This window comes from Nitrospira sp. MA-1, from assembly GCA_032139905.1.
Lineage (GTDB): Bacteria > Nitrospirota > Nitrospiria > Nitrospirales > UBA8639 > Nitrospira_E.
On record JAQJDB010000001.1, the window covers coordinates 90,549 to 116,332 of the forward strand.

A 25,784-nucleotide genomic window follows, 5' to 3' on the forward strand; every position below is an offset into this window, starting at 1 on the left:
GGCAATCTCTAAAGCAAATTGGCACAGCAGGAGGATCCGTCATGCATTCCGGTCATAGTCATTACCGGAACTTTATGGTTGTGATGGCAGATCGAAATACGACCCTGTCCCGGGTTCGTTGAACCATACCGTTTGAGAGACGGGAAAACTGCACAGTCCATTGTATATATTAAGGTAGCCTAAAAATTTTTAACGAGGAGATCATCATATGTCAGCATATCGCAACATCATGGTTCTTCTGGCCGCGCTTCTGTCTGTCATGGCCTTGTCCGGCGCTGTTGCCCGTGCAGAGGTCGACTTCTATTCCCACGATGAACGGAATCTCCGTCCCGTAATTGGTGTTTTCAGTCAAGAGACTGAGACGATCACCGGATCGAGCACAATCGACCCCGCAGTGAAAGCGGAGCTCTCCCGGTATCGGTATATGATTCCCGCCAGTTACGTGAAATGGGTTGGACAGGCAGGTGGACGGGTGCTGCCTATTCTCCTGAATCAGCCAGAGAGGTACTACGATGAAATCTTCGAAAAGACGAACGGGATTCTTTTCCCTGGTGGGAATCAGGGGATCGATCCGTCAGACATTTATACGGAGGAGGGGGAAATCCTTTGGAACTTAGCCAAGGAGGCGAATGATCGTGGCGACTACTATCCGATATGGGGGACATGTCTGGGGTTCGAAGAGCTTTCGGTGTTGGAGACGGGCAACGGCAATGTGATCAACCTCAATGTGGTGGCGACGAATCTGGCCCTGTCCCTGCGGTTCACTCGTGATGCGAGACAGAGCAGGCTCTTTACGTCGTTTCCCCCAAAGCTCCTAAGGGCGATTCGAACCCAGAGGCTGACCTTCAACTCCCACGACCACGGGCTGCTGGTCAGCGAATACCGGTCGAACCCATCGCTGTATTCGTTTTTTGACATGCTGTCGTTTAATGAAGCGCCTGCGGGTCAGGTGTTTGTGAGCACCATGGAGGCACGAGATTATCCATTCTACGGCACGCAGTGGCATCCGGAGAAGAACAATTTCGAATGGAGCCAGAACGCTGACTATTCAAACATCCCCCATTCGCCGAACGCCATACTGGTTTCCGAAGCCACGGCCCGGTTTTTCCTTAGTGAAGCGAGAAAGTCAGGGCACATCTTTCCCGAAGCCCGACGCGACGAACTGATCTACTCCGCCCCGATCATCTACACGGGTAAGGGCGACTGGATCTACGAGCAGGTCTACGTCTTTTGTCCAACGGACGCGAGGTCTTGTTCACTGAGTAAAAAATTAGCAGAGTGATCGAGGGCACCGTGCGAGTGGATTGTGGCAACTGAAGGATTTGTTGTAGATACCATCACGATTTTCCAACACGTAATCTGGTGCTGTCTCAAAGGGGAAGGCTTCGATGAATTGTGGTGCTGGTCCATAGCACCGTTGGTTGTTCGGTTACATTTGACGCAACATCAGCTTCTCACAATATTTTTGCTCTGCGTGTCACGCGACCAGAGGGGAGCACAAAATCAGATTTTTTTGTGTCCCGACTGATCCTTTTTAGAACCTCCCATCATTTTAGACAGTCACCGGGCCAAATCTTGTGCAAGAAACTGGGGTGGTTTGCGATATTTGGTGGCCTCTTCAAACGCATAGGCTATTTTAATCAGGGTTGGTTCGCTGTAGGCCCCCCCAATAAAGGAAATGCCGACCGGAACCCCAAGATATATCCGGCGGGAACCGAGATATGCGGATAACCGGCCACAGCCGGAGCGGAGGGAGTCCACTCTTGGCTCTTCCAAGGTGGAACGAGATGATCGCCTAGAATGAGGTCAATCGGCATAACCGGCCCGTAGGTGGGAGCCACGATGGCGTCCAGCTCATATTTCTTTATGGTGGCATCAATCCCTTCCGTGGCGGCAAGCCGACGGTTTCGATCCAAGGCATCCAAATAGGTTTTTTCTGTTAACGGACCTGTCTTGTCAGCCATCTCAAAAATTTCCTGTTCAAAGTACGGCATCTCGAGGCTTCGGTGGTTCTCATTGAAGGCCATAAGATCCTTGATCGTTTGAGGCCCGGTAGAGGAACGTGTGCGGAGATATTTTTCAAGAGAGGTCTTAAATTCATAGAGCAACACGGTCAATTCGGAGTTACCGAATTGTCCTGCCGTTTCCACATTCGCGGGATCAATAATAAGAGCACCCTGTTGTTTCATGACCTCGATGGACCTATTGATGAGCGCGTCAACCTTTTCGTGATACCCAAAATAATTTCTGGCAATCCCGATACGTGCTCCATGTAATCCCTTGGGGTCCAGAAATTGGGTATAGTCCGAATAGGATTTTCCACGAGACTCTTCAGTACGGGGGTCACGGGGATCTATCCCTGTCAACGCGCCGAGCACAATGGCTGCATCAGCCACCGTTCGAGTCAGGGGACCTGCCGTATCCTGGGTCGGTGCAGCAGGAATCATGCCGGCGCGGCTCACAAGGCCCACCGTAGGCTTGATACCCACGATGGAATTGGCTGATGCCGGACAGACAATCGACCCATCCACTTCGGCCCCGATGGCCACAGCTACTAAGTTTGCGGCCACGGCTGCCCCGGATCCCGAACTGGACCCGCAAGGATTCCGTGTCAAGATATAGGGATTCTTGGTTTGACCTCCCCGGGCGCTCCATCCGCTGCTGGCGCGAGTGGACCGCATGTAACCCCACTCCGACATATTGGCTTTGCCGATAACCACGGCTCCGGCTTTCCGGAGTTGTTTGGCCACAAAAGAATCCCTGGGCACAGGAATGCCTTCCAACGCATAGGAACCGCCCGTGGTACTCAGTTTGTCCGCCGTATCAATACTATCCTTCAACAGAACGGGAATTCCGTGTAATGGACCACGAATCTGTTCGTCACGACGTTCTTGATCCAGTTGATCCGCGATGGCCAACGCATCAGGATTGACCTCCAGATATGATCGAATCGCCGGACCCCTTTTGTCGATTTCTTCTACCCGTTTCAAATACATTTCGACAATTGATCGCGAAGTGTACGTTCCCATCCGCATCCCTTCTTGCAGGTCGGTGATGGTCGCCTCTTCCAGTTCGAAGGCCCATGGATTCGACGGAATGAAAAGGATGCAAATCAAGCCTACGGTATTGACTAAGAGACGGTACGGCACTTGACCAATTTTCATCCGGGTTACCTCTCTCATGGCGTTTGTTTGTGACCCCTCATTTTCAAATTGTTAGGCAGCCGGTCCGACGATAACTATATAGAACAAAAAAGCCAAGCCATCCGTGGGATCCATACCTACTCGAAACCCTCTCCATAATGTCGAATCTCCCGAAATTATTCCGGTAGAATAGTTACAACGGCAAGGTGAAATTTTGACTCTTCTCCCTTTTTCCCTCTTACTCTTCTCTTGATTTTGGTCAACCAAGCGGCTTGGGTTTATTCAGGTGATCACAGACTCACTCCAAATAGCCTGGGACAGCTTTAAGAAAGGACGAATGATGTATCCTCACACGATCTCTCGTTTCATATTGGTTGTGTTAGTCATGAGTGTTTGTATGGTTGAGGAAGTTCAAGCATCCTCTCTATGCCAATCCCCTGGTTTTCCACGATGGACATTCGATCAATCGCATATTTTTCCTCAAGATAGACCGTTAGCCCGACCTGAAGATGGGAAAGCCTTACCTGATGGTCGCCTGGTCGTGGCGGATGAAAGATTCGGTCTCTACCTTATTGAGCCAAACAATTCCCATCGCCCTTTTGGTCGGTTCAGCGAGGTGGGATACGTTCATACTCCCCCGGACCCTGCCGGAGGCGTTCAAGCTGTGTTTCTGGAGCATGACACCCGTCATCTGCTTGTAGGGGATATTTATTCAGGAAAAATTTACAGAGTAAATACTCAAACCGAAGAGACGCGGCTTATTTATGATCACCCGTATGGGGTCAACAGTGTGTATCGAGACCGCAACGGGACGATCTGGTTTACTCAGTCGACCAACAATATAGAAGCCCGTGGGAAAGAAGATCTCTGGGCCAGCGTAAACTTACCTGTCCCGACGGGAGCTGTTTTTAAATTGCCGGGGTCGGGGGAGGGGTTTGCTGAGAAAGCCGAAGAAGTTGCCAACAATCTTTACTTCGCCAACGGAATCACGTTCGACAAGACAGAGAAGTATATGTATGTGTCGGAATCGATGATGGATCGCGTGCTTCGTTTCCGTGTAAATGTTGAGAGCGGCTCGGTCTCGGAGAGCGAGGTCTACCAGAACGTGTATGTATCGGACAATCTAGCCGTCGACAGTGACAACAATCTATGGATCGCTTCATTTGTAGGGAATAAAGTCATGGTAGTCGATAATACTTGTCGCGCGGTGCACACGGTCTTTCAGGCGACGTCGACAAGCCACTCTGACTTTTTGAAGGAATGGACCAAGCGTAGTCATCTTGGTCAGCCTCGTAATGAAGTGTTGACGCCGGAGGCTTTCAACCCATTACCGAATTTTCTCACGGGGCTGTTCTTTTCTCCTAATTTCGACACCGTCTACTTTACAGGCCTGGGCAACGCCATCCTTACATATGCCATGTCGACAGGCCGATAACGGAGAAAGTCGTGGGCCACGCTCAAATCAGTCAAGTTCGATGAACGCCGTTTCGCGAATAAGGAAGATTGATGTCAGCAAGGTGACCGCTCCACCCATGGCGATCCAATACGCCGGCATGATCGGATTGCCTGAAGCTGCAATCAGCCAGGCGGCCATCAGCGGCGTAGTGCCGCCAAACACGCCGATCGAAAGGTTATACGCAAACGCGAGGCCGGTGCATCGGACGGGACCCGGAATCAATTCCACATTGGCGGCGACAATCCCTCCGGCTAACATTCCGATGATCAACGCGAACCCCAATTCCCCAAGGAGAATAGTTATCGGATGAGTCGTGTGGATCAAAAGGAAAAGCGGAATGGCTCCGAAGGTCATCAGCGTACCGGCAGCGATCAATACAGGCTTACGCCCGATTTTATCCGATAGCCAGGCGCCCATCGGAAGGAACAATAACAACAGGGCCATGCTTAACGTGTTCAGATTAAAGGCCACGCCCTCAGGCAAATGATCGATTTCCTTGATGTAGGTGACGGCATAGACAAAAGCCGCGTAAAAAGAAATGCCATACCCAACATTAAGGAGTGCGACCTTCATGACTGATGAGCGGTGTTTCCCAAAGGAATCGAGGACCGGGCTTGTCGTTTCACCGACAGGCCTTTCAGTGTGGATATTACGCCGGACAAAATATCCAGTGCCGGCTACCAGCGCACCCAGGATAAATGGAAGACGCCAACCCCAACTGACTACTTGTGCCTCATCAAGCCCATTCGTCAGGAGTGCCCCGACACCGGAGCCTAAAAGGATCCCGGCTCCTGCCCCCCAGACACCCCAAATGGCACTGAAGGCTCTTCGATTGTGCGGAGAATTTTCTACCAAAAAGACCAAGGAACTCGTGTACTCCCCGCCCACCGATAATCCCTGAATCATTCGAAAAGCGACCAGCAAAACAGGGGCCGCCAATCCGATTTCCGCGTGAGTAGGTAAAAGACCAATCAACACTGTGGGAACAGCCATGGTGATGACTGAAAGCGTCAGCGCGCGGGTGCGTCCAATTAAGTCACCGATCCGGCCAAACAACAAACCTCCCAAGGGCCGAACCAAAAAGCCTGCGGCGAACGCACCGAAGGCCGTGATCAATGAAACGGCTGGATTATCGGACGGAAAAAATTGGCGTCCAATGATGGTGGCAAAATAGCCGTACACGGCAAAGTCATACCACTCCATCACGTTGCCGATGAGCCCGGCTAGGATAATGCGTTGCCGGGACGAAGATGGCGCTTCACTCTCCAATGACTTGAAATCCCTTCACTCCCACGCGAACCTCGCATGAGCTATTCATTCGCTCTAAATCGTTTTGTATGAGCAGCCATGTCGACTTTCTGGTTTTGGTGTTGATGCAAGGGCCCTACCCTTCCATGACTGGTTTATACAGTGCCTTGAGGTTGTTGGGGATTTTTTAACGCGTAATTGTAACTGGTGTGATGAGCATGGTTACCGGGGACATCCCCGTATTGCGCGGTGAAGGTCACAGGGTAGCCCACATGTTCATACAGGACCTTTTCCGTAAAACCAAGGTATACTGACGGGGGCACTTCCGGCACCAGATCGCAACTATTCACAATCCGATAAATTTGAGCATGACCGGTATTAAGAAAGGTGGCCAACTTTGGATCGCAAGCACGGGGACCCGCTAAATTGTATTGGAAGACGTTTGGAGTATGTTGCGTCAACGCGTTGGCCATTAAGTCCGGTGTAGATACCATGGCCAAGGCTGCACCCAGACTGTGGCCGGTGATGTACAACGTGCGAATGCCTTGCAGCGCATTGAGTTGCGATAAGAGGGGGAGACGAAGGGATTTATACAGGTCAAAGAATCCTTCATGCACGAGACCAACATTGGAAATATGTGGCAGCTCATAAGGAACTTGTTTGACTTCCGCATCCTTGTACCAATCCTCCAGGGTTTCCGTCCCGCGGAAAATGGCATAAGCCTTGTCGTCCCGCTGGGCGACCAAGGCAAAGGGTTCCAAATCCCAAAACACAAGTACCTCGGAATTGCCCCAGATCGGTTCGCCGAAGCGATACGGCGAGTTATGAGGAAGTTGCCAACGTAAATCATTTGGCGTGTGGGGTTTACCCTGCTGTACCCATTGGTAGTACATACCATAGGCCATATCCACCAGATCGGAACATTCCACCGCCTCGGCTAAATCGAATGGGGCCGGTGGGAAATACATGGGTTTGCTCGACAGGACTGCTCCTACCATCCATCACCAATCAGACTGGCGGCACCGGACGGTAAAGAAGAAAAAGGGCGAGACCTAGGGGGATTGGCTCGGGGCGGGTCGAAAACCTGTAACCGAGATGACTTCCCCTGGGTATTGACCCCGGACTCAAGCCAATGTGATTGATCCAGATGCCACCATCATCTTTACCTATGGGCTGTCGGCGGGTGGTTCGTTGAAGATCGCCATGGAGGTCCACCATCCGGAAAAGCCCTATCATCACGTGGATCTGAAGAAGACGACTCGCAAGCAAACGGTTGACGAAATTGTGCGGTAGCTGACAGGAGATGAGGAATTGAGTGACCATGATGCGAATAAACCGACACCACCAAAAAGTGGGGTATGCTGACAATACCAACAGGGCTGTTAGGCGCAGCTCGTTACGCGGTATTTAAAGAATCAACTGAAAATAAGTTTGGGCTAAGTGTCTCCATCCGTTTCGGTCTCCAGTAAAGAGGCCATCCATCCTCCAGCCGGAATCGTCAAGACCGGGCAGGATGCTTTTCTAAGAACTTGTTCCGTCTGACTGCCCCGCAACGCATCCAAGAATCCGCGACGCCCTGCCGTTGTCATGATTAAGAGATCTGCTTTATGGTCCTTGACGGTCTTCAGAATAATCTTTGAAATGTCGCCGTCTTCTGTGACCTTGGTCCAACTCCACCCTGGTACTGACGGAAATCGTACGGTCGGCATTTGGCCGTTCTCGCCGACGTGGAGGACGGTGAACCGACCGGACGGGCAATTGAGTTGTTGCACAAGACGGGCGGCTGCCTGGATCGCAGGTTGGGGTTTAGGATCAGCTGCCACCGGGATTACAATATGCTTCAATGAGACGGCACCATCTTGCTTAGACACAAAACCTATGATTCCCTTCGGTATCAAGAGGGTCATCAAGCGTGATTTCCTCGTAATCGGCTTGGCCACCGACCTGCTCATCCAGAAAACCCGGTTGTTGTCCTGTTGAGTCGCTAGAACAAGGAGATCGGTTGGGTGATGTTCTAACCACTCCACGACGGATTTAACGGGATCCTTATGTTGGATCGTTAACTTTCTAACATTTATCCCCAATTCCGGTACTGCTGACCGTGGGCTATTCCTCGGTAACAGTTCCCATCGTTCAAGTATATTTCTGACTCCAGGAAACTCTGTCCAATTCGCCTCCATATCGTCGGCGACGTGTAAAATCGAAAGCTTTGCTTTGGCAGTTAAGGCTGCTTTAAGAGCATGGGCGAAAGCCGTATGACTGCCTGGGCTAAAATCGGAACAATGAACCACAGGTCGGAGAAGCGGTTGTCGTAAACGATGGTTGGGCATGAAACTTCTTTCACGATAGACCTGCAACACTTCGGTCCACGATCATAAGCGGCACAATTGTTCCTCAAATGATCGTTGAAGAATAATAACGGTTCAACGTGTATTGTCAAATTGACGACATGAGGGCACAATGAAGCAACTTTTCAAAGTCGTTGAGGCACACCTTATGCCTACACGATGTCCTGCCAAACTTCGAACGCCAGAGTACGTAACAGACGATGGTTGACCGCTAGTATGAGATGGCGACAGGACAATTTTCATGAGCAAGTGGGTAGCAATCGTCCTCTTCATTGTGGCAGCGATCGCCCAGTCCATTGGCGGTCTGGCGTCGGGTAAGGCGGCAAAGACGCTTTGTTCCGACTCATGGTATCAATTCATCGAGGAGAACGTTCCGACGAGCGACGGCCAAGGGCATGGCCCGGACATCGGTTCAGACGAATGGAAGTCGGTGATCGAGTTCAAGCTTGGTATTCGGGACAAGCCGGATGTTCCGAGTCGTGACACCGAAGCCTGGTGCCGACACATCGATCAAATGGTTCTGGAGAACCGCACGTCATCGAAAAGTGTTGGGAATCCCGGCGGAGCTGCCAAGGCGCAAGGCCCCTCGTTCGCTTGTATCAATGTTATTGGCGGTAGCATCGAGGCGATGATTTGCAAGGATGAGGAATTATCTGCGCTCGATCGCAAGCTGTCCGATGTCTACGCTTCTGCATCGAAAAAAGCGAGCAACGAGCATCCTTCTGTCCTCAAGACAGAGCAACGCGGGTGGATCAAAGGGCGCGACGACTGTTGGAAAAGCGGAGACACACGCGGATGTGTCCGGGATGAGTACACACGCCGCATCGCCGAACTGCAGGCCAGGTATCGGCTGGTACCCCACAGTGGGCCGATCAGTTTCCTGTGCGGGGACACCTCCGCCAATGAGGTCGTCGCCATGTTTTTCCAGACCCAGCCTCCAACGTTGATTGCCGAACGCGGGGATAGCGTCTCGCTGATGTTCTTACAGCCGAGCGGCAGTGGGACTAAGTACCACGGTCGCAACGAGACCTTTTGGGAACATCAAGGGGAAGCGTTAATTACCTGGGGTTTCGGTGCGCCGTCGATGCATTGCAAAAAGACATCGTAATGCAAGCCCATACAGCTTAAACACCGACACGGGATATCTCAAACTGCCCACAGCGTTGTTTTTGGTCGGTAAATAGCAGGAGCAGACTGTCTCCGCGCCAGCTACATGGTCAACGGCGGCATCAACACCGACCCCATTTCCTGCTATGACCAACCATTTTTTCTTCTCGTCACTCTCCCTCCCTTAATCGTCGGTTTTTAAAAACGGTTTGACTATGCATTTCGAAAATGTCAGGACATCCTACTTAATTGCCTGTTGTTTGATTTGGTCGATCGAGATTTCTTGCTCTTATAATCCCAAATTACTAAACTCCTACCGTTGATTGAAGAAATATATAAATCAATGTTAGCCCCCACTAAACAGTCATGGGAGAACCGGAAGAAATACTCGATACTACAACGATTGGGCGTAACGATGCGATTCGTTTCGCGTCGCTCACTCTGGCGAACCTAGAATTCCTCGAGCAAGCCTGGCGCGCCGACCATAGTCGCAGCGACGGGTCCGGGATTCATCTTGTTACTCAGACCGTGAATTCTCTTCTCGGGCTCGTGGTGTTCACTTGTGAAAAGAAATACGTCCGGTGCACGTTGAGCGAACGGCTCGTCGATTTGGCCGAAAAGGGTTGGCCGTCATGGACTTTCACATTGGGTGGCGCCCCAAATCACACACTCGGCGAACTTATTTATCACCTCCGGAACGGCGCAGCTCATGCCAGACTAGCCTTCTCATCTGACAGCTCCCTTCCCGCTGACGTTCGGATTACGGTCGAGGATGCCTTGTCCAAGACAAGCCCGGTTTATTGGCGGGCATCGATCACCGCGGCCGATCTCTTGAAGTTCTGTCATCTTTACGGAAAGCATGTTGACGAAGTCATCGGCTAGTAGTGCGCGGGCTAACACGGAAATGGAGTGGACGGGCGGTGGCTCTAGGACGTGCGCGGCTCATTTGGAATGTCCAGCCAGCCGCAGGTGGCAACAGGGACATGAAACATAGCTGGATGGGTAGCTGACAGTCCGCAATCTCACTGCAGCTCAACCCCAACGTTCGGCTGCCATGGTACAGGAGCACTTGGCAGATGCTGAGGGCAGAGGGAGGTTCTCTCTAGTGCTTGATGACCGTTTGGGGAAGATGGGCTGAGTGACGACCAGTGACAGGAGGAGGAGCCATGATCAAACACTTCGACCACGTCACCATTGTGGTCAGAAATGTCGAGAAGGCCAAGCAGTTTTTCGGCCTGTTGGGGTTCAAGGAAGACAAGTCCGTCGTGATCGCAGGCCCGCAGTTCTCGAACTATATGGGAGTGGACGGTATCGAGGCTGAACACATCACGCTCGTGCTCCCCAATGTCTCACCACGAACGGAGGTGCAACTACTCAACTATCGTTCCCCGGATCCTCTCCCGGACCCGGCTATTCGCAATCTCACCAAACTGGGATTCAACCACGTCTGTTTTGCCGTGGACGATCTGGAGGCCGAGGTGGCAAAACTTCAAGCCCACGGCGTTCAACTCCGGAACGAGGTCATGGACTTCCATGACCGCAAGCTGGTCTTTCTTTCCGGACCGGAGGGCATCACTGTGGAACTGGCGGAATGGAATCAAAGCCGAAGGAAACGCTGAACCAGCCGCTGCAGCCGACGGTCGGCCGCCATGAGGGTCGCTGCGGCTGAGCTTGATCCATATGCGGTCTCGACTTTTCGGAAGGAATTGACATGAAGCGTGTATATGACCCAACGATTGAAAAGGTGGCACAGGCGTTCCCCCGCGTCGATGTCACAGACGTCCTGGGCGCGCGAAAGGTCGTAGCCGAATTCTGTGAGGCATTGCAGAAGTCAACGGGACGCCCCAGGCACGACCAAATTGAAGAAGTCGAAAAGACGATTCCAGGTCCCAAGGGTGCACCACCCCTGCCGATCCGCCTCTACGTTCCTAAGGATCGCACCGAGGCGGGACCGGCCTTCGTCAACTTCCATGGAGGGGCGTTCATTATGGGCGATTTGGAGAGTGAACATCCGCGTTGCCTCGCGATGACGGCCGATGGAGGAGCCGTCTCAGTAGGCGTTGATTACCGACTCGCTCCAGAGCATCCCTTCCCTGCAGGGGTGGAAGACTGCTATGCCGCTTTGAGATGGGTCGCCGCCAACGCAGAGGAACTCCAGGTTGATCCCAACCGTATCGCAATCGGAGGCGGTAGTGCAGGAGGTAATCTGTCTGCGGCTGTTGCGCTAATGGCCCGAGATCGCGGCGGGCCGAAAATTGCTTATCAGATGCTATTCTACCCGGTGGTTGACGACCGTTCTGAGACAGACTCCATGAAGGCCGGAACCGACCTGTACATCTGGGATTATTGGAACAATCTCCGCATGTGGGACCACTATATCGGGCGTGACCGCGATGAGGTGTCTCCGTATGCGGCACCGGCGCGGGCGGATAACCTCTCCGGCCTGCCGCCCGCTTACGTAATGACCTGTGAGCATGACCCTCTGCGTGACGAAGGCATCCTCTACGCGATGAGGTTGATGGCAGCCGGCGTCCCGGTGGAACTCCACCACTACCCGGGCACGGTCCACGGCTTTGACTTTCTGGCGCAGTCCGATATTTCCACGCTCGCCATAAGGGAAGGTGTCGAAGCGTTCAAGCGCGCCATGGGTAGGGCCTCATAACGTAGATAACTACAATAGGAACGCCGTGCCCAGGATCGTCGCCACAGTCCAGGTCGAAGATTTGCCGAAATGGGAGGAGAGTTTTAGAACGCATGAAGGGTTGTTCCGCCGACAAACGATCAATGGCCGGCACGATACAATTTTTTGTGCTGGACCAACGGTTCAAGTTCTAAGGTACTTGAACGGCATCGGGGGATCCATTGAAAAACCCCAAAACGGATACTTGATCCCGGTTTATTCGATGTTACTTTGGATTGCGGTTTCAACCGGTCGCTGCAACACATGGGTTAAATCGTTCAGCAGGTGTTTCAAAGTTTAACGTTTTTCTTGGTCGTTCGTTGAGACGCCGTGCAACGGCGTTTAGCTTGGCTTGTGGAACTCTCGACAGATCCATTCCTTTCGGGAAGTATTGCCTTAACAGACCATTGGTATTTTCGTTGGACCCTCGCTGCCAGGGATTGTGTGGATCACAAAAGTATACCTTTATGTCGGTCGCCAGCGTGAAGCGTTTATGGTCGGCCATCTCTTTGCCTCGGTCCCAGGTGAGTGACTTGTAAAGCTCCCGAGGTAACTTATGCGCTTGCTTGATCAAGGCATTGATCACCGTCTCGGTGTCTTTGCTGTCGACTTTGACCAGCATCAGGTAGCGTGTATGACGTTCGACCAGCGTCGCCATCTGGCTGTTATGACTACCGAATAGCAGATCACCCTCCCAGTGTCCCGGTAAGGCTCGGTCTGCCGCAGAGGCAGGCCGCTCACGGATCGATACGGTGTCGGTAATCCGGCCGTGCTCCTCCGTTTTTTGTGTGTGGTGGCGTGAACGACGCATCATTCGTGTGCGCCTCAAATGCTGCATCAACTCTTTCTTCAAGGCACCACGTGCCTGGATGAATAGGCTCCTATAGATCGTCTCGTGGGACACCTGGTAACGTTCATCGTCCGGATAGGTGTGCTTAAGCCAACCGGCAATCTGCTCGGGTGACCACTCCAATTGTAGCTTCCTGGCTACGATTCGAGCCAGTGCACGGTTCTCTACTAGTTTACAGGTTTTGGGGCGATGGGCCCGAGCCCAGGCCGCCTGATCAGCCTGACTTGCCCGGTAACCGCCTTGCCCATGGTTGCGTTTGATTTCCCGACTGATGGTCGAAGGCGCACGATTCAGGGAGGCTGCGATGGAACGAATGGAGCAACCTGTAGCTATGCCGCGTGATATTTCCTCCCGCTCCGCCAGGGTTAGTGCGCATGATGATCGTCGACGCTCTGGCGGGCGTATCCCCCCATGCTCTCGAAGGATACGTTCAATCGACGGATGATGCCGATCAAATAACCGCGCAATCGACTCCAGAGATTCACCTTTCTTCCAGCGATCCCACATTAAGGCCTTTTGTTCTTCTGTGTAATAAATCCTTGGGCGCCGCTTCATTTTCAACATCCTCCTCTCTATTATTAGAGATTAGATGTTGCAGCGACCGGTTGAAACCGCAATCAACAGTAGACATACGAGACCGAATCATATGGATATGCCTCCTAACCACAGGTCGGAGTAGACGCCCTACATCGTGCGTTTTAGGCGTTCCTTGCGTTGGAAAGCTGTGAACTGTTACTCAAACTCGACATTGGAGGGAATCGAAAGGCAAGGAACAGGGTGAAGTTCCTTTATGTCTTAATTCCGTCGATCATAATAGCTGGCGGATACCTGAGGATATCCTCCCAATAGTTTCCCTCTTCACCCGCTTGTGGATCAGGGGCAATGGTCAGGTTATGGAACGTGACGTCGCGAAACCCCGCTTCGTAAAGCGCCGACTCATGAGCCCCCATCGGCATATAATAGTTCTCGATCTCAATCGTTGAGTCGTCTAAGTAAATTGTCCAGACGAGCGGGGCACCTTCATACGCTGATTCAGGCAACCGGGCCTGGAAACCATATTTTCGGTAGTCCGGCGGGTTGGCCTGCATTGAGTACAAATCCGGATTGACGATTAAGGTCACGTATCGTCCGCCGGATTTGATGCACCGCGCCAGCCCGCCACACATCATACTCAGTTCCTCATGATTGTACGCATAGACGAGTAAGCAAGTGGAAGTTGAGATATCAAACTTTTGTGCCGAGGTTGGCGCTCGTGCGTCCTCTACACGATATTCAATGCCGAGCGGTTCATAGGCCTCCTGCCGGCGAGCCAGCTCGATCATTTCTTCAGAAATGTCGACGCCGACCACCTCAGACGCACCGGCCTTGCGGAGCTCTCGTGTCAGCCATCCTTCCCCGCAAGCCACATCGACCACCGATTTATCGGCAAGATCCCCGATCAAGTTCATCATTGAATACAGCACGCTCCTGGTCCACCACGGTTGCTCTTTCGCTTTCTTGTATTGATTGGCAATCTGATTGTAGTCCGTCGTCATATGCGCCTCCGTCGTTGATGTCTGCACGAACCCTCTTCGTCGCGCCAGTGATCCGACTTTCCCCCTTTTACCGCATTGGTTTCCGCCATGCCAATTCTCTCGTCTCTTCTTCGATGTGTCATGGCAACACTCCAAGCTGTTGCGTCTGAAAGGAATAATAATCCGTCACCCATTTCAGGTAAAAAGGTATATCCTTGAGCTGTATGGGTGCACGCTGGATAAGGTGGGGTTCATAAGGAACGTGCATAACCCTTTTTCGGGTACTGGTTGAGCGCGTCCACAATCGATGAGAGCGGGAAGAGGGTCAACCTGCTGGCAGTCATCCGGGTCACACGGGTTTTTCACCGACCGGGTCTGGATTAAGTTCCAAGATTTGTTCCGTCACCTGTGCTTTACCTGTTGTTCAGTTCATAGGCTTTTTTCCCTTATGAAATAGGGTGGTTCATTCCCATCGTTTTGGTTTGCGCAATGAATGTGGTGGAGGAATGTCTGCGCCGTCCTGAAAAAAATTGGTGATATTGTTTTCTTTTTAGACAAAGAGAAATGCCTCTGCCATTCATGAGGACAAAATTTCGATTAATTGCATCATGCCTCGATCCTCATGGACCAGATTGTGGCAATGCAAGACATACTTGCCGGTAAACACCTCGTACCGGGTTCGCATGGTCACCGTCACAGGGGGATTGCTTCTGACAAGGATGGTGTCGCGCCAGACCGGGTCCACTGGTTTCCCGTTGATTTTGATCACTTGGAAAGGATTGACGTGAATGTGAAACGGATGGCTTCCGTTCTTCGAGGATAACGTCCACTCCTGGACCCCATTGAGTGTCATGGTCCGATCCACACGAGTATGGTCGAACTCTTGCCCGTCAATCATGAACTGACCGTTGGCGATGTCAAATACCAATTCCGGCTGCTTAGGCGGGTCAGTGAGTTCTTGGTCTGTAATCGGGCGAAATGGAGCCAAAGGCCGAAGCTCGCGGTTGCTGGGGAGACTCATGTTGATTCGTGGGCCCATTACCTGAATGTTCGCCAAGAGTTGCTCGGATTCTGGATTTCCGTCCAGCCCGACTTCTTCCATCTTTTTTTTCAATCTGTATATGCCTTTGGGCCCCGCTTTGATCAACACGTCGGCGCGATTGCCGGGGGCCAGAAAAACCTCCTTACTCGTATCGATCTTTCCTAGGGTAATCCCATCAATGGCAATGACATGGAGATCCTGAGGAATGCCTTCTTCATTCACAAGTTCGATTGTGAGCAATTCATCGATGCCGGCATGGATCAATCGCCAACGTTGAACCTCGCCCGGCTGAAGGGTTAGCACCGGTTCCAATAATCCATTGATTGTGGTTGGCAACTGGTTTTCGGGCTTGTCGAACGGAATCCTGAGCTGCTGAAAAAGAAACACTTGATCGCGAGCCACCTGGATTTCCGGCACTTGATCAATATCGCCTTCAATAATCAACGCGCCGGCCATGCCTTCTCGCAATTGAGATGCCGTCGATCCATGCCGGTGCGCGTGATACCAGAAGGTTCCGGCATGATGATGGTCAGGAATATCAAACTGGAATTGAAGATCGTTTCCGGGAGGAATTTCAAGCAGGACATTGTCACTATTGCCCGTCGGTGAGATATGAAGCCCATGCGTGTGTAAATTGGTGGTGTTCGGGCAATTCTCGGTGTTGGGTGGGCCGCATTCTCCTTGTTCCTGAGGGAGTTGGTTGAACAAGTAGACTTTCATGCGATCTCCGGCTTTGATTCGAAAAGTCGGACCAGTGAGCCCACCCTCATAGGATCGATTCGGTGGGAGAGGTTCTCCGTTGAGTGTGTTGTTGGCAAAGGCCACACGCAATTGGGTATTAAGGAGCCCGTGCTTCGATCGACGCACTTCCGGCTGTGTAAAGTGTGCAATGCCTGACGAATTTGCGGTGAGCCCTGCTTCATCTATCACAGGGGTTGAAGTGGCTAGCCCCATGCCGTTCGATCCTGCATCGGACAGTCTCTGAGGCCCTTCAGCACATGCAGCAAGACCGGATGCCAGAAGTCCACCACCCACACCGACTGCTGCCCGTAACAACTGACGTCGAGTTAAGGGAGATTCCTCTGAGGAGTTTTTTTCGTGTGATAATGCCCTATGGTCCTCGGTCATTGCGTTCCTCCTTTTCAATAGGTAATCAGGATTTCACATACATGATATCTAGAAAAAAACGGAACAGCGGTACTTCTTCTATGGTCCATTGACGACTTCGAGGCGAGTCTGGTGGATCCGCGGGGCATCGCTTTGTATACTATCGCCTTGTGGATTTTCAATAAAGAGATATTGGCAAATATCTGAGAGTTTGTGGAGAAAAATTATGCCAGCCAAATATGACGCGATTGTGATTGGAAGTGGTCATAACGGACTGACATGCGCCTGCTATCTGGCGAAAGCCGGACTCAAGGTTCTTGTGCTGGAACAGTATCATTCAATCGGTGGCATGACCAACACGGAAGAGCTCATCCTACCCGGTTTTCAGTCAGACACACATGCGTTCTGCGTTCAGGTTGGAAGCTTTTCCCCGGCGCTCCATGAGCTGCAGTTAGCCCGATACGGTTTCGAGCTGATCTATTCCGATCCTTGCTTTTCCCACGTCTTCCCGAACGGTCGCTCGATCTCTGTCCGCCGGAATGTCGATGAGACGTGTCAGAGTATCGCTCAATTTTCAAAAATGGACTCTGCCACGTGGCGTGCGCTATTCGAACGATTTCTCACGGTGAAGGACCAGATTGCCGCCTCATTCAATACTCCACCACCTTCTTTTGCGGATCAAGCATCCACATTGCAGAATTTACCGGGTGGCCTGGACGAATACCGCTTTCAACTGCAAACCTTCCGGTCATGGTGTAACGAGATGTTCGAGGTGGATGAAACAAAGGCTCTATTCGGGTCCTGGGATTTGCATGTGGGGACTTCTCCGGATGATGTGGGCGGCGCGAGTATGGCATGGCTCTTCACGATGGTGATTCAGCACTTTGGAAACAACGTGGTGAAAGGGGGTATGCGTAATTTACCCCTGACACTTGCTGGTTTCCTGGAAGCACACGGGGGAGAAATAAAAACGGAAGCCCGAGTCAATGACATCATCGTGGAGAATGGGAAGGCGATTGCCGTACGGCTTGCTGGAGGGGAAGAGGTGGAGGTTGGCACACTGGTCGCTTCAAATGTTGATCCTCAACAACTCGTTCTCCACCTGCTCGGCGAAGACCGGGTAGGGACGAACCTTGCCAAGAAGATGCGGCAGTATGAGTTGGGGGAATCGGTTATGGTCGTCTACCTTGCGCTTGATAGCCCTGTCGAGTACAAAGCGGGACCGCTGGCCGGGCAATCTGTCTATGTCCATCCCACCCCGGCGTCCCTGGATTACTTTTCTCGTCTTTTCCATGAAGTTCGTGGTGGTCGTTTACCAGCAGAGCCATTTTGTCTTGTGTGTAACGACTCTGCCGGAGACTCCACGCGCGTGCCTTCCGGCAGGGGTTTAATGAAACTCGTCGTGCAACCTGTTCCATATGCCCTGAAGGACGATGCCACCGGCAAGATTAGGGGGAGAACTTGGAACGAAGCTAAAGAACCCTTTGCGGATTATGTCATCGATAGGTTAACGAGGGATTATATCCCCGATCTTCGAAACAAAATTTTGAAAAGAGTTGTCCATAGTCCCAAGGATCTCGAGGAGTTGATGCCGAGTGCCCCTCAAGGGACGATTACGCATGGCGCCTTCGTGCCCTATCAGATGGGCTCCATGCGTCCGATACCTGAGTTGGGACATTATCGGTCTCCGGTTCGCAACGTTTATTTGTGCGGGTCCGGCAGCCATCCGGGGGCGGGCGTGACCATGGCGCCGGGACGAAATGCCGCACAAATTATCTACCAGGATCTCAATCTCGATTTTGCAAAAACCCTCGCCACGCATTAATTCCTAGACTCTCATCCGTTCTCGGGCTTTCTACCGAGCAAGAGGCCATTGGCTCCGGGAGAACGAATTGGAATACGGCGGACGTCTGTGAATCCCACTTCCTTCAACCAGGCCGTGTACTCACTCCAGGTATAGTTCCTGCTTTTCGTATTGATTAACATGCACAGTGACATCATGGCAGCCGCGAGTGGCCCTGTCTTATCGTCGTCCATCATCAGTTCGCTGACAATGATAGAACCACCTGGCTCAAGAGCGTCTAAATATTTCCGCAGAGCAAGTCGAACAGTGATGAGGAATTTTGTGTAGTGGTACAATTTGAAAAGGTGACTGACGTAAGGGTGAAACGAGAGGATAAATGAGAGGTCAGTTTCTCCCCATACCTTTTGTCATGGTTGGTTGGCCATATCCCTGATGACATGTTGCAGTCCCGTGACCACACGTGCGAGGTGGCCGAAGTGAATGTGATCAGGGGTATCGTTCGAGGTGTGGTAATTCGGATCTCGAAATAGAGCGGTATCCGTGACCATAAGGGCAGGGAATCCTTCCTGCCAGAATGCCCAATGATCCGACCAGCCCACTCCGGGCAACAATTCAGGTAACGCGGCCCCTTCTGAGGGAAATTGGGTGTGCTGCCGAAAGAATCCTACCGCCTTCTGCACCCAATCCCTGTTCCCAATGTTACTCACAAAACCGATGAAATTTCCCTTTGATGGGTAAATGAGACTGAGCGGTGGTGGGTATCTTTGGCTGTTCGGTGCCTCAGAATAGTAGCCAATTGTTTCAAGGCTGAGCATGAGGATAATGCGTTCATTCTGCTGGCGACTGCGTTGGGCATATACGCGGCTCCCCATACTTGTGGTTTGAAAGAAGGGGGGTTCCTCGTTGGAGAAGGCTACAAACCTGAGGGTGCGAGAAACAGGGGATTGGGCGAACTGCCGGGCTAGGACCAACATTGCTGCGATTCCGGTCCCGTTATCATTCGCGCCGGGACTCCCCTTGACCGAATCATAATGCGCGCCAATGACCAGGATGTCTTCACGTCGATCCGTGCCGGGTACTTCCGCTTCGATGTTTTCACAGATGTTTCCGGAAACGTCGAATTTTTGGTCGAGGACATCATATCCGGCTGCTTTGAATTCATCGCGAATATATTCGGCTGCAAGCAGGAGTTTGTCGTAGTGAAAGAGATTGCGTTCTCCTATTTGAATGCTCAGCATGTGGACATGGGTGTGGAGTTTTTGCTCCAGGTCACGTGTTTCGTCGGTCGCTAATGGCAAGGCTCCTTGATAACTACTCCCCGGCATCCAAATCATTCCGTACCATCCTCCTGCACACACAACGAACAACGTTCCCGCCATGACGACCCACCGTGAGGTGTTCATCTTTCTTCTCCGACCTCTCAGAATCAGGGTCGATCCATTCCTGCATGTGAATTCGCCCACAGAGGTGCGGTGTTATTTGGCATTCTTCAGTAGGATAGGCTTATGTGATGAAATAGCAATGGGATCGCCATTAGGCACAGATGCTTCGCTTTCGGCTGGGGATGACATATTGGAAATCATCCATCGTTATTTAAGATTCCATTACTTTTCGGGCAACCAACCAGCCATGACACAGCGTTGTGCGAAGAGCGGCACGAAGCTTTGTGTGTCGAGGGAAATCGTATACATGAATTGGTCTGCCAATGTTTGATCGGCGAAGCATTCATAGACATCATCCAAAAATCCCCCACGGAGCAACGGGTGATACAGAAACTCTTGGCCTGGACCGGTCTGCACTTCCAGGGGATATTCGGTCACGTCAATGTTGATCAACCCGCAGGTTTCCAGCCATGTTCTGGCATCCAACGCAGAAGGCCGTTCGGCGAGATAGTCCGCAAATTTCTCTCGCTCTTTTGTGAGCCCTTGTTGGGTCATTTCCCGGTCCACGCGTTTCCATAAAGAATCAAAGGTTCCAAGGGAGGGGAAGGTGAGAACCAATTGCCCTCCAGGCTTGAGAAAACGAGCCAATTGCTGAAGGGCTTCCAGGCGGTGAGGCCGAAAAAACATGAATGAAAGGTTGCCCGTGATGCGATCAAATTGGCCGAGTTCGGGTGGCAACGTTCGGACATCCCCATGCCCAAATTTCAGCCAGGGGAAATACGGTCCCTGAACGGCGCGGGCGCGAATGAGTTGGGCGTGATTGGCATCAATTCCGACGACTCGGCCACCTGGTCCAACATGATGAGCGAGATAAAAAGCAGGAATCCCATCCCCACAGGCCACATCCAGTATTGTGGCGCCTTCAAAGAGGTTCAGATGGGTCAAGAGGCTTTCGGCAAACGGTCTCGACCAGGGGTCTTTTTTCGGCAGTTCACAGAGCCATGCCGGCGGGGTCTTCAGCGAGGACGAATGAGAAGGATTAGGCATCATGAGTTATCGGAGTTAAACACCTCGGAAACCCTAACATGTTGGGGACGGTCTGGACGAGTGTGCCTGCATATCCACAAATCCTTGATGGCCTATTGTGCAGAACAGATTTTTTAAGGGCCGCAATGGAATCTTTCCATTTTCCCATTTGGAAGAGCAGAGATTTAAAGTCAGTCCAACGGCTTTCATGCCTTTCTTTTTATCGGGAGGTCAACGAGTGGTCCCGATCATCCTCAATGATGACTTCGTGAAGCAATGTTCTGTTCGCATCGAACCACTCTATGTGGACCGACGGATTGAATTGATCGGATTGAACCGTAATTTTTCCGAAATTGGGTGAAGTGTTATTCAAGTACTCAAATCTTGGGTCCTCACTAGAAACATCCAGGTGCATCGGGGCAGCCAGTGGGCCGAAAATATATTCCTTGAGATTAATTATCCCAGGCATCGGACTTACCGCAGCATAATGCACATCTCCGGCAAGAAATAGCAGGCCCGTGATGCCATTTTTTCTTAAAAATTCCAGAATCTCATCACGTTCTTCGGGATATTCTCCCCATTTATCGACGCGGGGATCTGAAAACGGTACTGAAGAGATAATAAACTTAAATTTGGCGGAAGAAGCCGCGAGCTGTGCAAACAGCCATTGTTTTTGATCTTCTCCCAACATGGAATTGGTTGCCGGATTTCGATATTGGCGGGTGTCCAAGAGAAAGAGTTCCACGGCCTTTCCCCAGCGAACATTTCGATAGAGGCGCGTTGAGTCTTGCCTCTGTCGACGAATTGGCCAATAATCAAAAAAGGCCTGGCGACCAATAGGTAGGAGGAGATGCGTTGAGGTGAAGTCATTGTCCACCTCGTGATCGTCCCACATCACATAGACACCCGTTTCGGCGAAAAGCCGTTTGGCAAATCCATCCCGGTTTTCTCGATACTTATTCCAATAGGCTGATAATTCCCTCGCGGGCGGATCTTTATCTGCGTAAATGGTGTCGCCCAAAAACACAAAAAAATCGGGATTCACCTGACGCACGCTTTCCAGTATCGAAAACGGCTGAAAACTATGTCGCGTATCGCCGCTAATGACAAAAGTAACCGTTGTGGAATCCTCTGCGAGGGGTGCCGTAAGGAATTGGCATGGCTGACTGGGATTTTTCCCTTGCATCAGGCTCCGATACCAATACCGGGTTTTTGGTTTCAGAGCTCCTAGGGGAATCTGTTCGGTGAAATCGGTTTCCGGAGTCGTTGAGACCATTGCGGTTTCTTGAAAGGAAGACCACTGTGGGTCGGTGGAATATTGAATTGTCAGGGTTTGAGCGTCGGAGGTTTTGATCCAGACGATGGCTTCATCTGGTGTCACATCTCCCACGGCGCAATTGAATTCGATGCTCTCTTGCTCTGCACTATCCGGAAATTCTACGGAGGCACACCCTCCCAGCGCTCCGCAAAGCCCGAAGAGCAATGCCCATTCTTTTCTGTCAGTCGGGGCAAGTCCCCAACGCCTTAGCCAGTGGGATTTCTGCTTCATTGTTATGGTGAATCCTTTTAAATTTTTCCAGCCGGTGGGAATCCCCAGTGAGTCATAGAGATAGGAGTCGGAAGGGGATGAAGCCGATTTCGAATAATTTCCTGAAACCTTTTAGCGCGCGACAAGCACTCCAGATAAAATGAAAGAGTGAAGGTCTCTCGTCAAAATTTGCGCCTTTGCGCTTGCAACGAATACAATTTTGCTAGTCTCCCTGAAAGACGAGGAAAAGAGCAACATCCATGACGCCGTCTCCCTTTCTCTTTATTGCCTTGCTTGGGGCATTCCATCTCACTTTCCAGGAGGAGGCTGTCTTCGCTCATCAAGCTGATCACCAACCTTCTTACCGGGTTCAGCCTGTGGCGATGAATGCCACGCCGTTTTCTTCCATTCAACCACGGACAAAGCTTCCGATTGAGCCGGATGAATTCGACCCTCGGGAAATCAATGCCTACTATGATTGGCGCAACGATATGTTTTTCAGGGAATTCGACCTGACCGGTTCCGGGTCCGTGAATTTCATGACGGCACGTCGGACCTATAAGGTCTGGCTTGACGAGTTTGGCACTCCGGTTGTCCTGACGGTTGGCGACCCGGTATTTTTTTGGATTGATTTAAACGGAAACGGGAAGTTTGAGCAGGAGTTGGGTGAAATGTTCAAAGATTCCTATGAGGATGGGGTTACCGGGAACGAAGAGCCCTATGATAATAGCGATCTTCAAGAGCCTGCCGGTCCTGGCCCCCAATGGAATCCTCCACCACAGGGAGGCTTTAAGCAACCGCCCTGTGACCCCCGGTTCGGGTGTTGAAGGCTATCAGATCCCGTGACCATCCAGGCTTCAGGTCCCTTTCATTTATCCGCGAACTGAAATACCACCTGCAAATTTGCTTGGGCGTCTATGGTGACCACCTGGCGCTGTTCACCCAACACCGGATGCCGGACCAATAAGGTGTACGTTCCCGGAGGAATTTCGTTAATTGTGAACCGACCCTCCTGATCGGAAATGGCGAAATACGGATTGTCCACTACATACAGCCAATTCTGCATGAAGTCATGGCGATTACAAATGATCCGCACCACGACACCGTCTTCCATTTTGTCTGGGGGAAATACCCGTTCGATTGCATCATGGGGCTGAAGGTCCTGATTATGGACCGTACGCAGAATTTTTCCCTTGGTATCCTTGGATACAAAGGAGTGCAGGACATGCTTGACCGAATCCTGGTTTTGAAATCTGACGGCTTCGTTGGCTGTGATCACACCTGTGAAGGGACCAAAATTACATCCTTTGGTTTTGACTTGAAGCCCGAGGGACTCCCCTCCCAGGTATCGAAATGCACCCTCGCCCGGTAAATTCCCCGGGAAGGTTTTTGGGGAGTAAGATTTTCCCATATTGACGCCCTCCAGCACGACCACAGCACCGGTCAAGAATCCATCTTGAGTTTCAACTTTCATGAGGCTTCGTTCCTGGCCACAAATCTCCGGATTTTTTTCTACCTTAAAGTGTGAAGGCTCTGGCGGGGAGCCTAGGAAAGAAACCCTCCCATGGATGGATCCACCAGCCTGGACATTCCCCACTTCATAAGCATGGGACGCACCGAGCCCCATGACCAGGGATAGACTAGCCAGTAATATCCACAACACATTGTTGTTCTTCATGATCCATCTCCTTTTTCCTAGGCTCTCCGGAATCTGAGCCATCCCTATCTAATCTTTTTTCTACATGACCATTTGCCATCCAACCCAAAAAGACCAGGCTTGCCTCAATTGCGGACCGTCGAGATATTGATAAATAGGCGCGCCGGCTTCAACATTCAAATGATTCTCGAGGCCCATAAACTCCGGAAACAGAATATTCACACCTCCCATAAGGTCCAACCGCTGTCCCCCTTGTCGATCAGGATCCGCAGTTGGGACAAGAGGGATTTGTGCCGGTCCGACTGTGGTTTGGAGTTGGCCGTCTTCTCTCTTGATGTTGTACCATTGTTGCCAGTTCAATCGCGCAGACGTGCTGATCCAATCAGCCCAACGGTAGGCCCCCCAGGTGTTCACCTTATATCGATTGCCCTCCTTATAACCCTGATTATTGTGTCCAATACGAACGGTTCCAAGTGCCTGAAATCCCCACGAAACATCGTTCCGGACCCCCGTATAGGTCAGCCCGGGTAACAGATCGACGGTTCCGGAACCCAAGCGCATCGGATAGGGCAGCAATGAGTTATTTCCTAACGGTGTGTTATCCGTAGGAGTGATATCTCCGGTCGGCAGTGATATACCGGTATTCAAATGAAACCGATGGGATCCGATACTGGGCGTTTCAAAGGCATATAATCGCCAAAGGGCCGCCAACTTGGTATCCCCGAATCCACTGGAGTTGGTCGAAAAATTTGCCCCGGCTCTGTTTTGATGCTCCATATCTTTCATGAGATACGGAAGCATGGCCATCAGGGTAACCGTATCATTCAAGCCATACATCGCACTGAACATGTGCATCTGCGTCGTCATGTTTTTGGGAGTCACCGCAAAATCTTTTAACACGTCATTGTTGGACAGGTTGTCGGTACCATTCCGCATCTTGTCCATATACATGTACATATACCGGTAGGTGAACATGAATTCACCCTTGTTATGCGTATGGTCCTGCATCACTCCGACCGGAGCGTGGGAATCGGGTCTTTCGGCCTGATAAAAATTCCCGATGACGAGCCGTTCCCCTTTTTCTTCGGCCTTCTTCCCTAAGGATTCTTCTACGCCCCCCATGAAACCATCCAATAAGGCGGCTTCAGTAGGTGCAAGGGCACAGAGCATTCCAAAAATTCCAACGATGAGTCCATTAAATAGATATCGAATATTCCCAGTCATATTTTTTGCCGATCCTTTTTGGATTAAAATTTTCAATTAATCCAGTCACAATAAATAAATGATGTTGAAATATTTTTAAATTAATCGGTATCGGGTAACGGGTTTTTCCAAAGAGCAAATTTCCGCTCGCAAACAATTCTCGCGAACGCATACAAAAATAAAAAACGCGTAACACCGAATGTGTTTGAAACCCAAGATATGCGTAATGATAAAAACTACAGGCAGGGAGGAGGAGCTCGGGAAGCTGGAATAATAACGAGAATGACTTGAGGGGCGATAGGACGCCAATCTTCGATTCGAAGAAGAGACTTAACCGGCCCATCCACCAGCACCCGGTTGGTCTCTAGTGTTTGCCCTGCAGCACAAAACCAGGTACACAGAAATGTGGAATGAGTCCCTTGATGGTGTTGGGAATGGTGTTGACTGTGTTCAACTGCCTGAGCGGTGAGGACGGCACTCAGGACCATTAAACAAAAAACCAGACAGGCAACAAATAGGGGTAAAATGCGCTTCATTTTGAGAGTGCATAAAGTTTTAAGGCCTTTAATTTCACTAACAGATATGGAGACCTCACTTCAACCCTATGAGGATGGGGCATTTTTCTACAATGGCCGTATTAACAAGGCTTTAGAAGGCCTAAGGGAGGGTTTGAGGCGTTGGAATTGTAT

The 25,784-nt window shown here is 51.3% G+C and carries 21 protein-coding genes and 1 pseudogene; 9 read left to right on the forward strand and 13 right to left on the reverse strand.

The annotated features are described in order from the left end of the window. Positions 1-208 precede the first annotated feature (208 nt). Positions 209-1,282 carry a gamma-glutamyl-gamma-aminobutyrate hydrolase family protein gene (locus PJI16_00420; protein MDT3776024.1) on the forward strand — a complete coding sequence of 358 codons (1,074 nt, stop codon included), beginning with the start codon at positions 209-211 and terminating at the stop codon, positions 1,280-1,282. Between the two features lie 358 nt (positions 1,283-1,640). On the opposite strand, the gene PJI16_00425 is transcribed toward PJI16_00420, so the two are convergent. Continuing rightward, positions 1,641-3,164: an amidase gene (locus PJI16_00425; protein MDT3776025.1), complete on the reverse strand. Its 1,524-nt coding sequence runs from the start codon at positions 3,162-3,164 to the stop codon at positions 1,641-1,643. Positions 3,165-3,480: 316 nt separating this feature from the next. Here PJI16_00425 and PJI16_00430 point away from each other — a divergent pair, with 316 nt between their 5' ends. Continuing rightward, a complete protein-coding gene (locus PJI16_00430) occupies positions 3,481-4,578 on the forward strand; it encodes an SMP-30/gluconolactonase/LRE family protein (protein ID MDT3776026.1) in 1,098 nt (365 codons plus the stop codon). Positions 4,579-4,605: 27 nt separating this feature from the next. Here the strand turns inward: PJI16_00430 and PJI16_00435 are convergent, their stop codons facing one another. Together PJI16_00435 and PJI16_00440 are read right to left on the reverse strand one after the other, a co-directional pair. Then, on the reverse strand, positions 4,606-5,868 hold the full coding sequence (locus PJI16_00435; protein MDT3776027.1) for an MFS transporter: 1,263 nt from the start codon (positions 5,866-5,868) through the stop codon (positions 4,606-4,608). 134 nt (positions 5,869-6,002) lie between these two features. Further along, positions 6,003-6,845, reverse strand: coding sequence for a lipase family protein (locus PJI16_00440; GenBank protein ID MDT3776028.1), 843 nt, complete (start codon positions 6,843-6,845; stop codon positions 6,003-6,005). Positions 6,846-6,978: 133 nt separating this feature from the next. On the opposite strand from PJI16_00440, the pseudogene PJI16_00445 reads away from it, so the two are divergent. Beyond that, positions 6,979-7,140: pseudogene (locus PJI16_00445) on the forward strand (hypothetical protein). A 143-nt stretch (positions 7,141-7,283) separates the two neighbouring features. Here PJI16_00445 and PJI16_00450 read toward each other — a convergent pair. After that, positions 7,284-8,177, reverse strand: a complete 894-nt coding sequence (locus PJI16_00450; protein MDT3776029.1) for a universal stress protein — start codon at positions 8,175-8,177, stop codon at positions 7,284-7,286. A 259-nt stretch (positions 8,178-8,436) separates the two neighbouring features. Here PJI16_00450 and PJI16_00455 point away from each other — a divergent pair, with 259 nt between their 5' ends. From PJI16_00455 to PJI16_00470, 4 genes are all read left to right on the forward strand, one after another. Further along, positions 8,437-9,303 carry an MliC family protein gene (locus tag PJI16_00455; protein ID MDT3776030.1) on the forward strand — a complete coding sequence of 289 codons (867 nt, stop codon included), beginning with the start codon at positions 8,437-8,439 and terminating at the stop codon, positions 9,301-9,303. Between the two features lie 365 nt (positions 9,304-9,668). Further along, positions 9,669-10,184, forward strand: a complete 516-nt coding sequence (locus PJI16_00460; protein MDT3776031.1) for a HEPN family nuclease — start codon at positions 9,669-9,671, stop codon at positions 10,182-10,184. Between the two features lie 284 nt (positions 10,185-10,468). Then, positions 10,469-10,921: a VOC family protein gene (locus PJI16_00465; protein ID MDT3776032.1), complete on the forward strand. Its 453-nt coding sequence runs from the start codon at positions 10,469-10,471 to the stop codon at positions 10,919-10,921. A 92-nt stretch (positions 10,922-11,013) separates the two neighbouring features. Further along, entirely contained in the window at positions 11,014-11,964 is a 951-nt protein-coding gene (locus PJI16_00470) for an alpha/beta hydrolase (protein ID MDT3776033.1), read from the forward strand. A 262-nt stretch (positions 11,965-12,226) separates the two neighbouring features. On the opposite strand, the gene PJI16_00475 is transcribed toward PJI16_00470, so the two are convergent. The 3 genes from PJI16_00475 to PJI16_00485 form a co-directional block, all read right to left on the reverse strand. Continuing rightward, the gene (locus tag PJI16_00475) at positions 12,227-13,387 is read right to left on the reverse strand and encodes an IS30 family transposase (protein MDT3776034.1); all 1,161 of its coding nucleotides are present in this window, start codon (positions 13,385-13,387) and stop codon (positions 12,227-12,229) included. 233 nt (positions 13,388-13,620) lie between these two features. Beyond that, positions 13,621-14,394, reverse strand: coding sequence for a class I SAM-dependent methyltransferase (locus tag PJI16_00480; GenBank protein MDT3776035.1), 774 nt, complete (start codon positions 14,392-14,394; stop codon positions 13,621-13,623). Between the two features lie 529 nt (positions 14,395-14,923). Beyond that, a complete protein-coding gene (locus PJI16_00485) occupies positions 14,924-16,516 on the reverse strand; it encodes a multicopper oxidase family protein (protein MDT3776036.1) in 1,593 nt (530 codons plus the stop codon). Positions 16,517-16,721: 205 nt separating this feature from the next. On the opposite strand from PJI16_00485, the gene PJI16_00490 reads away from it, so the two are divergent. After that, positions 16,722-18,320: an NAD(P)/FAD-dependent oxidoreductase gene (locus PJI16_00490; protein ID MDT3776037.1), complete on the forward strand. Its 1,599-nt coding sequence runs from the start codon at positions 16,722-16,724 to the stop codon at positions 18,318-18,320. Positions 18,321-18,706: 386 nt separating this feature from the next. Here the strand turns inward: PJI16_00490 and PJI16_00495 are convergent, their stop codons facing one another. From PJI16_00495 to PJI16_00505, 3 genes are all read right to left on the reverse strand, one after another. Further along, positions 18,707-19,702 carry a M28 family peptidase gene (locus PJI16_00495; protein ID MDT3776038.1) on the reverse strand — a complete coding sequence of 332 codons (996 nt, stop codon included), beginning with the start codon at positions 19,700-19,702 and terminating at the stop codon, positions 18,707-18,709. Positions 19,703-19,903: 201 nt separating this feature from the next. Further along, positions 19,904-20,731: a class I SAM-dependent methyltransferase gene (locus PJI16_00500; GenBank protein MDT3776039.1), complete on the reverse strand. Its 828-nt coding sequence runs from the start codon at positions 20,729-20,731 to the stop codon at positions 19,904-19,906. 196 nt (positions 20,732-20,927) lie between these two features. Continuing rightward, positions 20,928-22,256 carry an alkaline phosphatase D family protein gene (locus PJI16_00505; GenBank protein ID MDT3776040.1) on the reverse strand — a complete coding sequence of 443 codons (1,329 nt, stop codon included), beginning with the start codon at positions 22,254-22,256 and terminating at the stop codon, positions 20,928-20,930. A 239-nt stretch (positions 22,257-22,495) separates the two neighbouring features. Between PJI16_00505 and PJI16_00510 the strand changes: the two genes are divergently transcribed. Then, a complete protein-coding gene (locus PJI16_00510) occupies positions 22,496-23,062 on the forward strand; it encodes a hypothetical protein (GenBank protein MDT3776041.1) in 567 nt (188 codons plus the stop codon). A 41-nt stretch (positions 23,063-23,103) separates the two neighbouring features. Here PJI16_00510 and PJI16_00515 read toward each other — a convergent pair whose 3' ends face one another. The 3 genes from PJI16_00515 to PJI16_00525 all read right to left on the reverse strand — a co-directional run bounded on the left by PJI16_00515 (position 23,104) and on the right by PJI16_00525 (position 25,631). Then, a complete protein-coding gene (locus PJI16_00515; GenBank protein ID MDT3776042.1) occupies positions 23,104-23,913 on the reverse strand; it encodes a carboxypeptidase regulatory-like domain-containing protein in 810 nt (269 codons plus the stop codon). 60 nt (positions 23,914-23,973) lie between these two features. Further along, the gene (locus PJI16_00520) at positions 23,974-25,116 is read right to left on the reverse strand and encodes a transporter (GenBank protein ID MDT3776043.1); all 1,143 of its coding nucleotides are present in this window, start codon (positions 25,114-25,116) and stop codon (positions 23,974-23,976) included. 215 nt (positions 25,117-25,331) lie between these two features. Continuing rightward, positions 25,332-25,631 (reverse strand): hypothetical protein, encoded by a 300-nt coding sequence (locus tag PJI16_00525; protein ID MDT3776044.1) that lies wholly within the window; start codon positions 25,629-25,631, stop codon positions 25,332-25,334. Positions 25,632-25,784 lie beyond the last annotated feature (153 nt).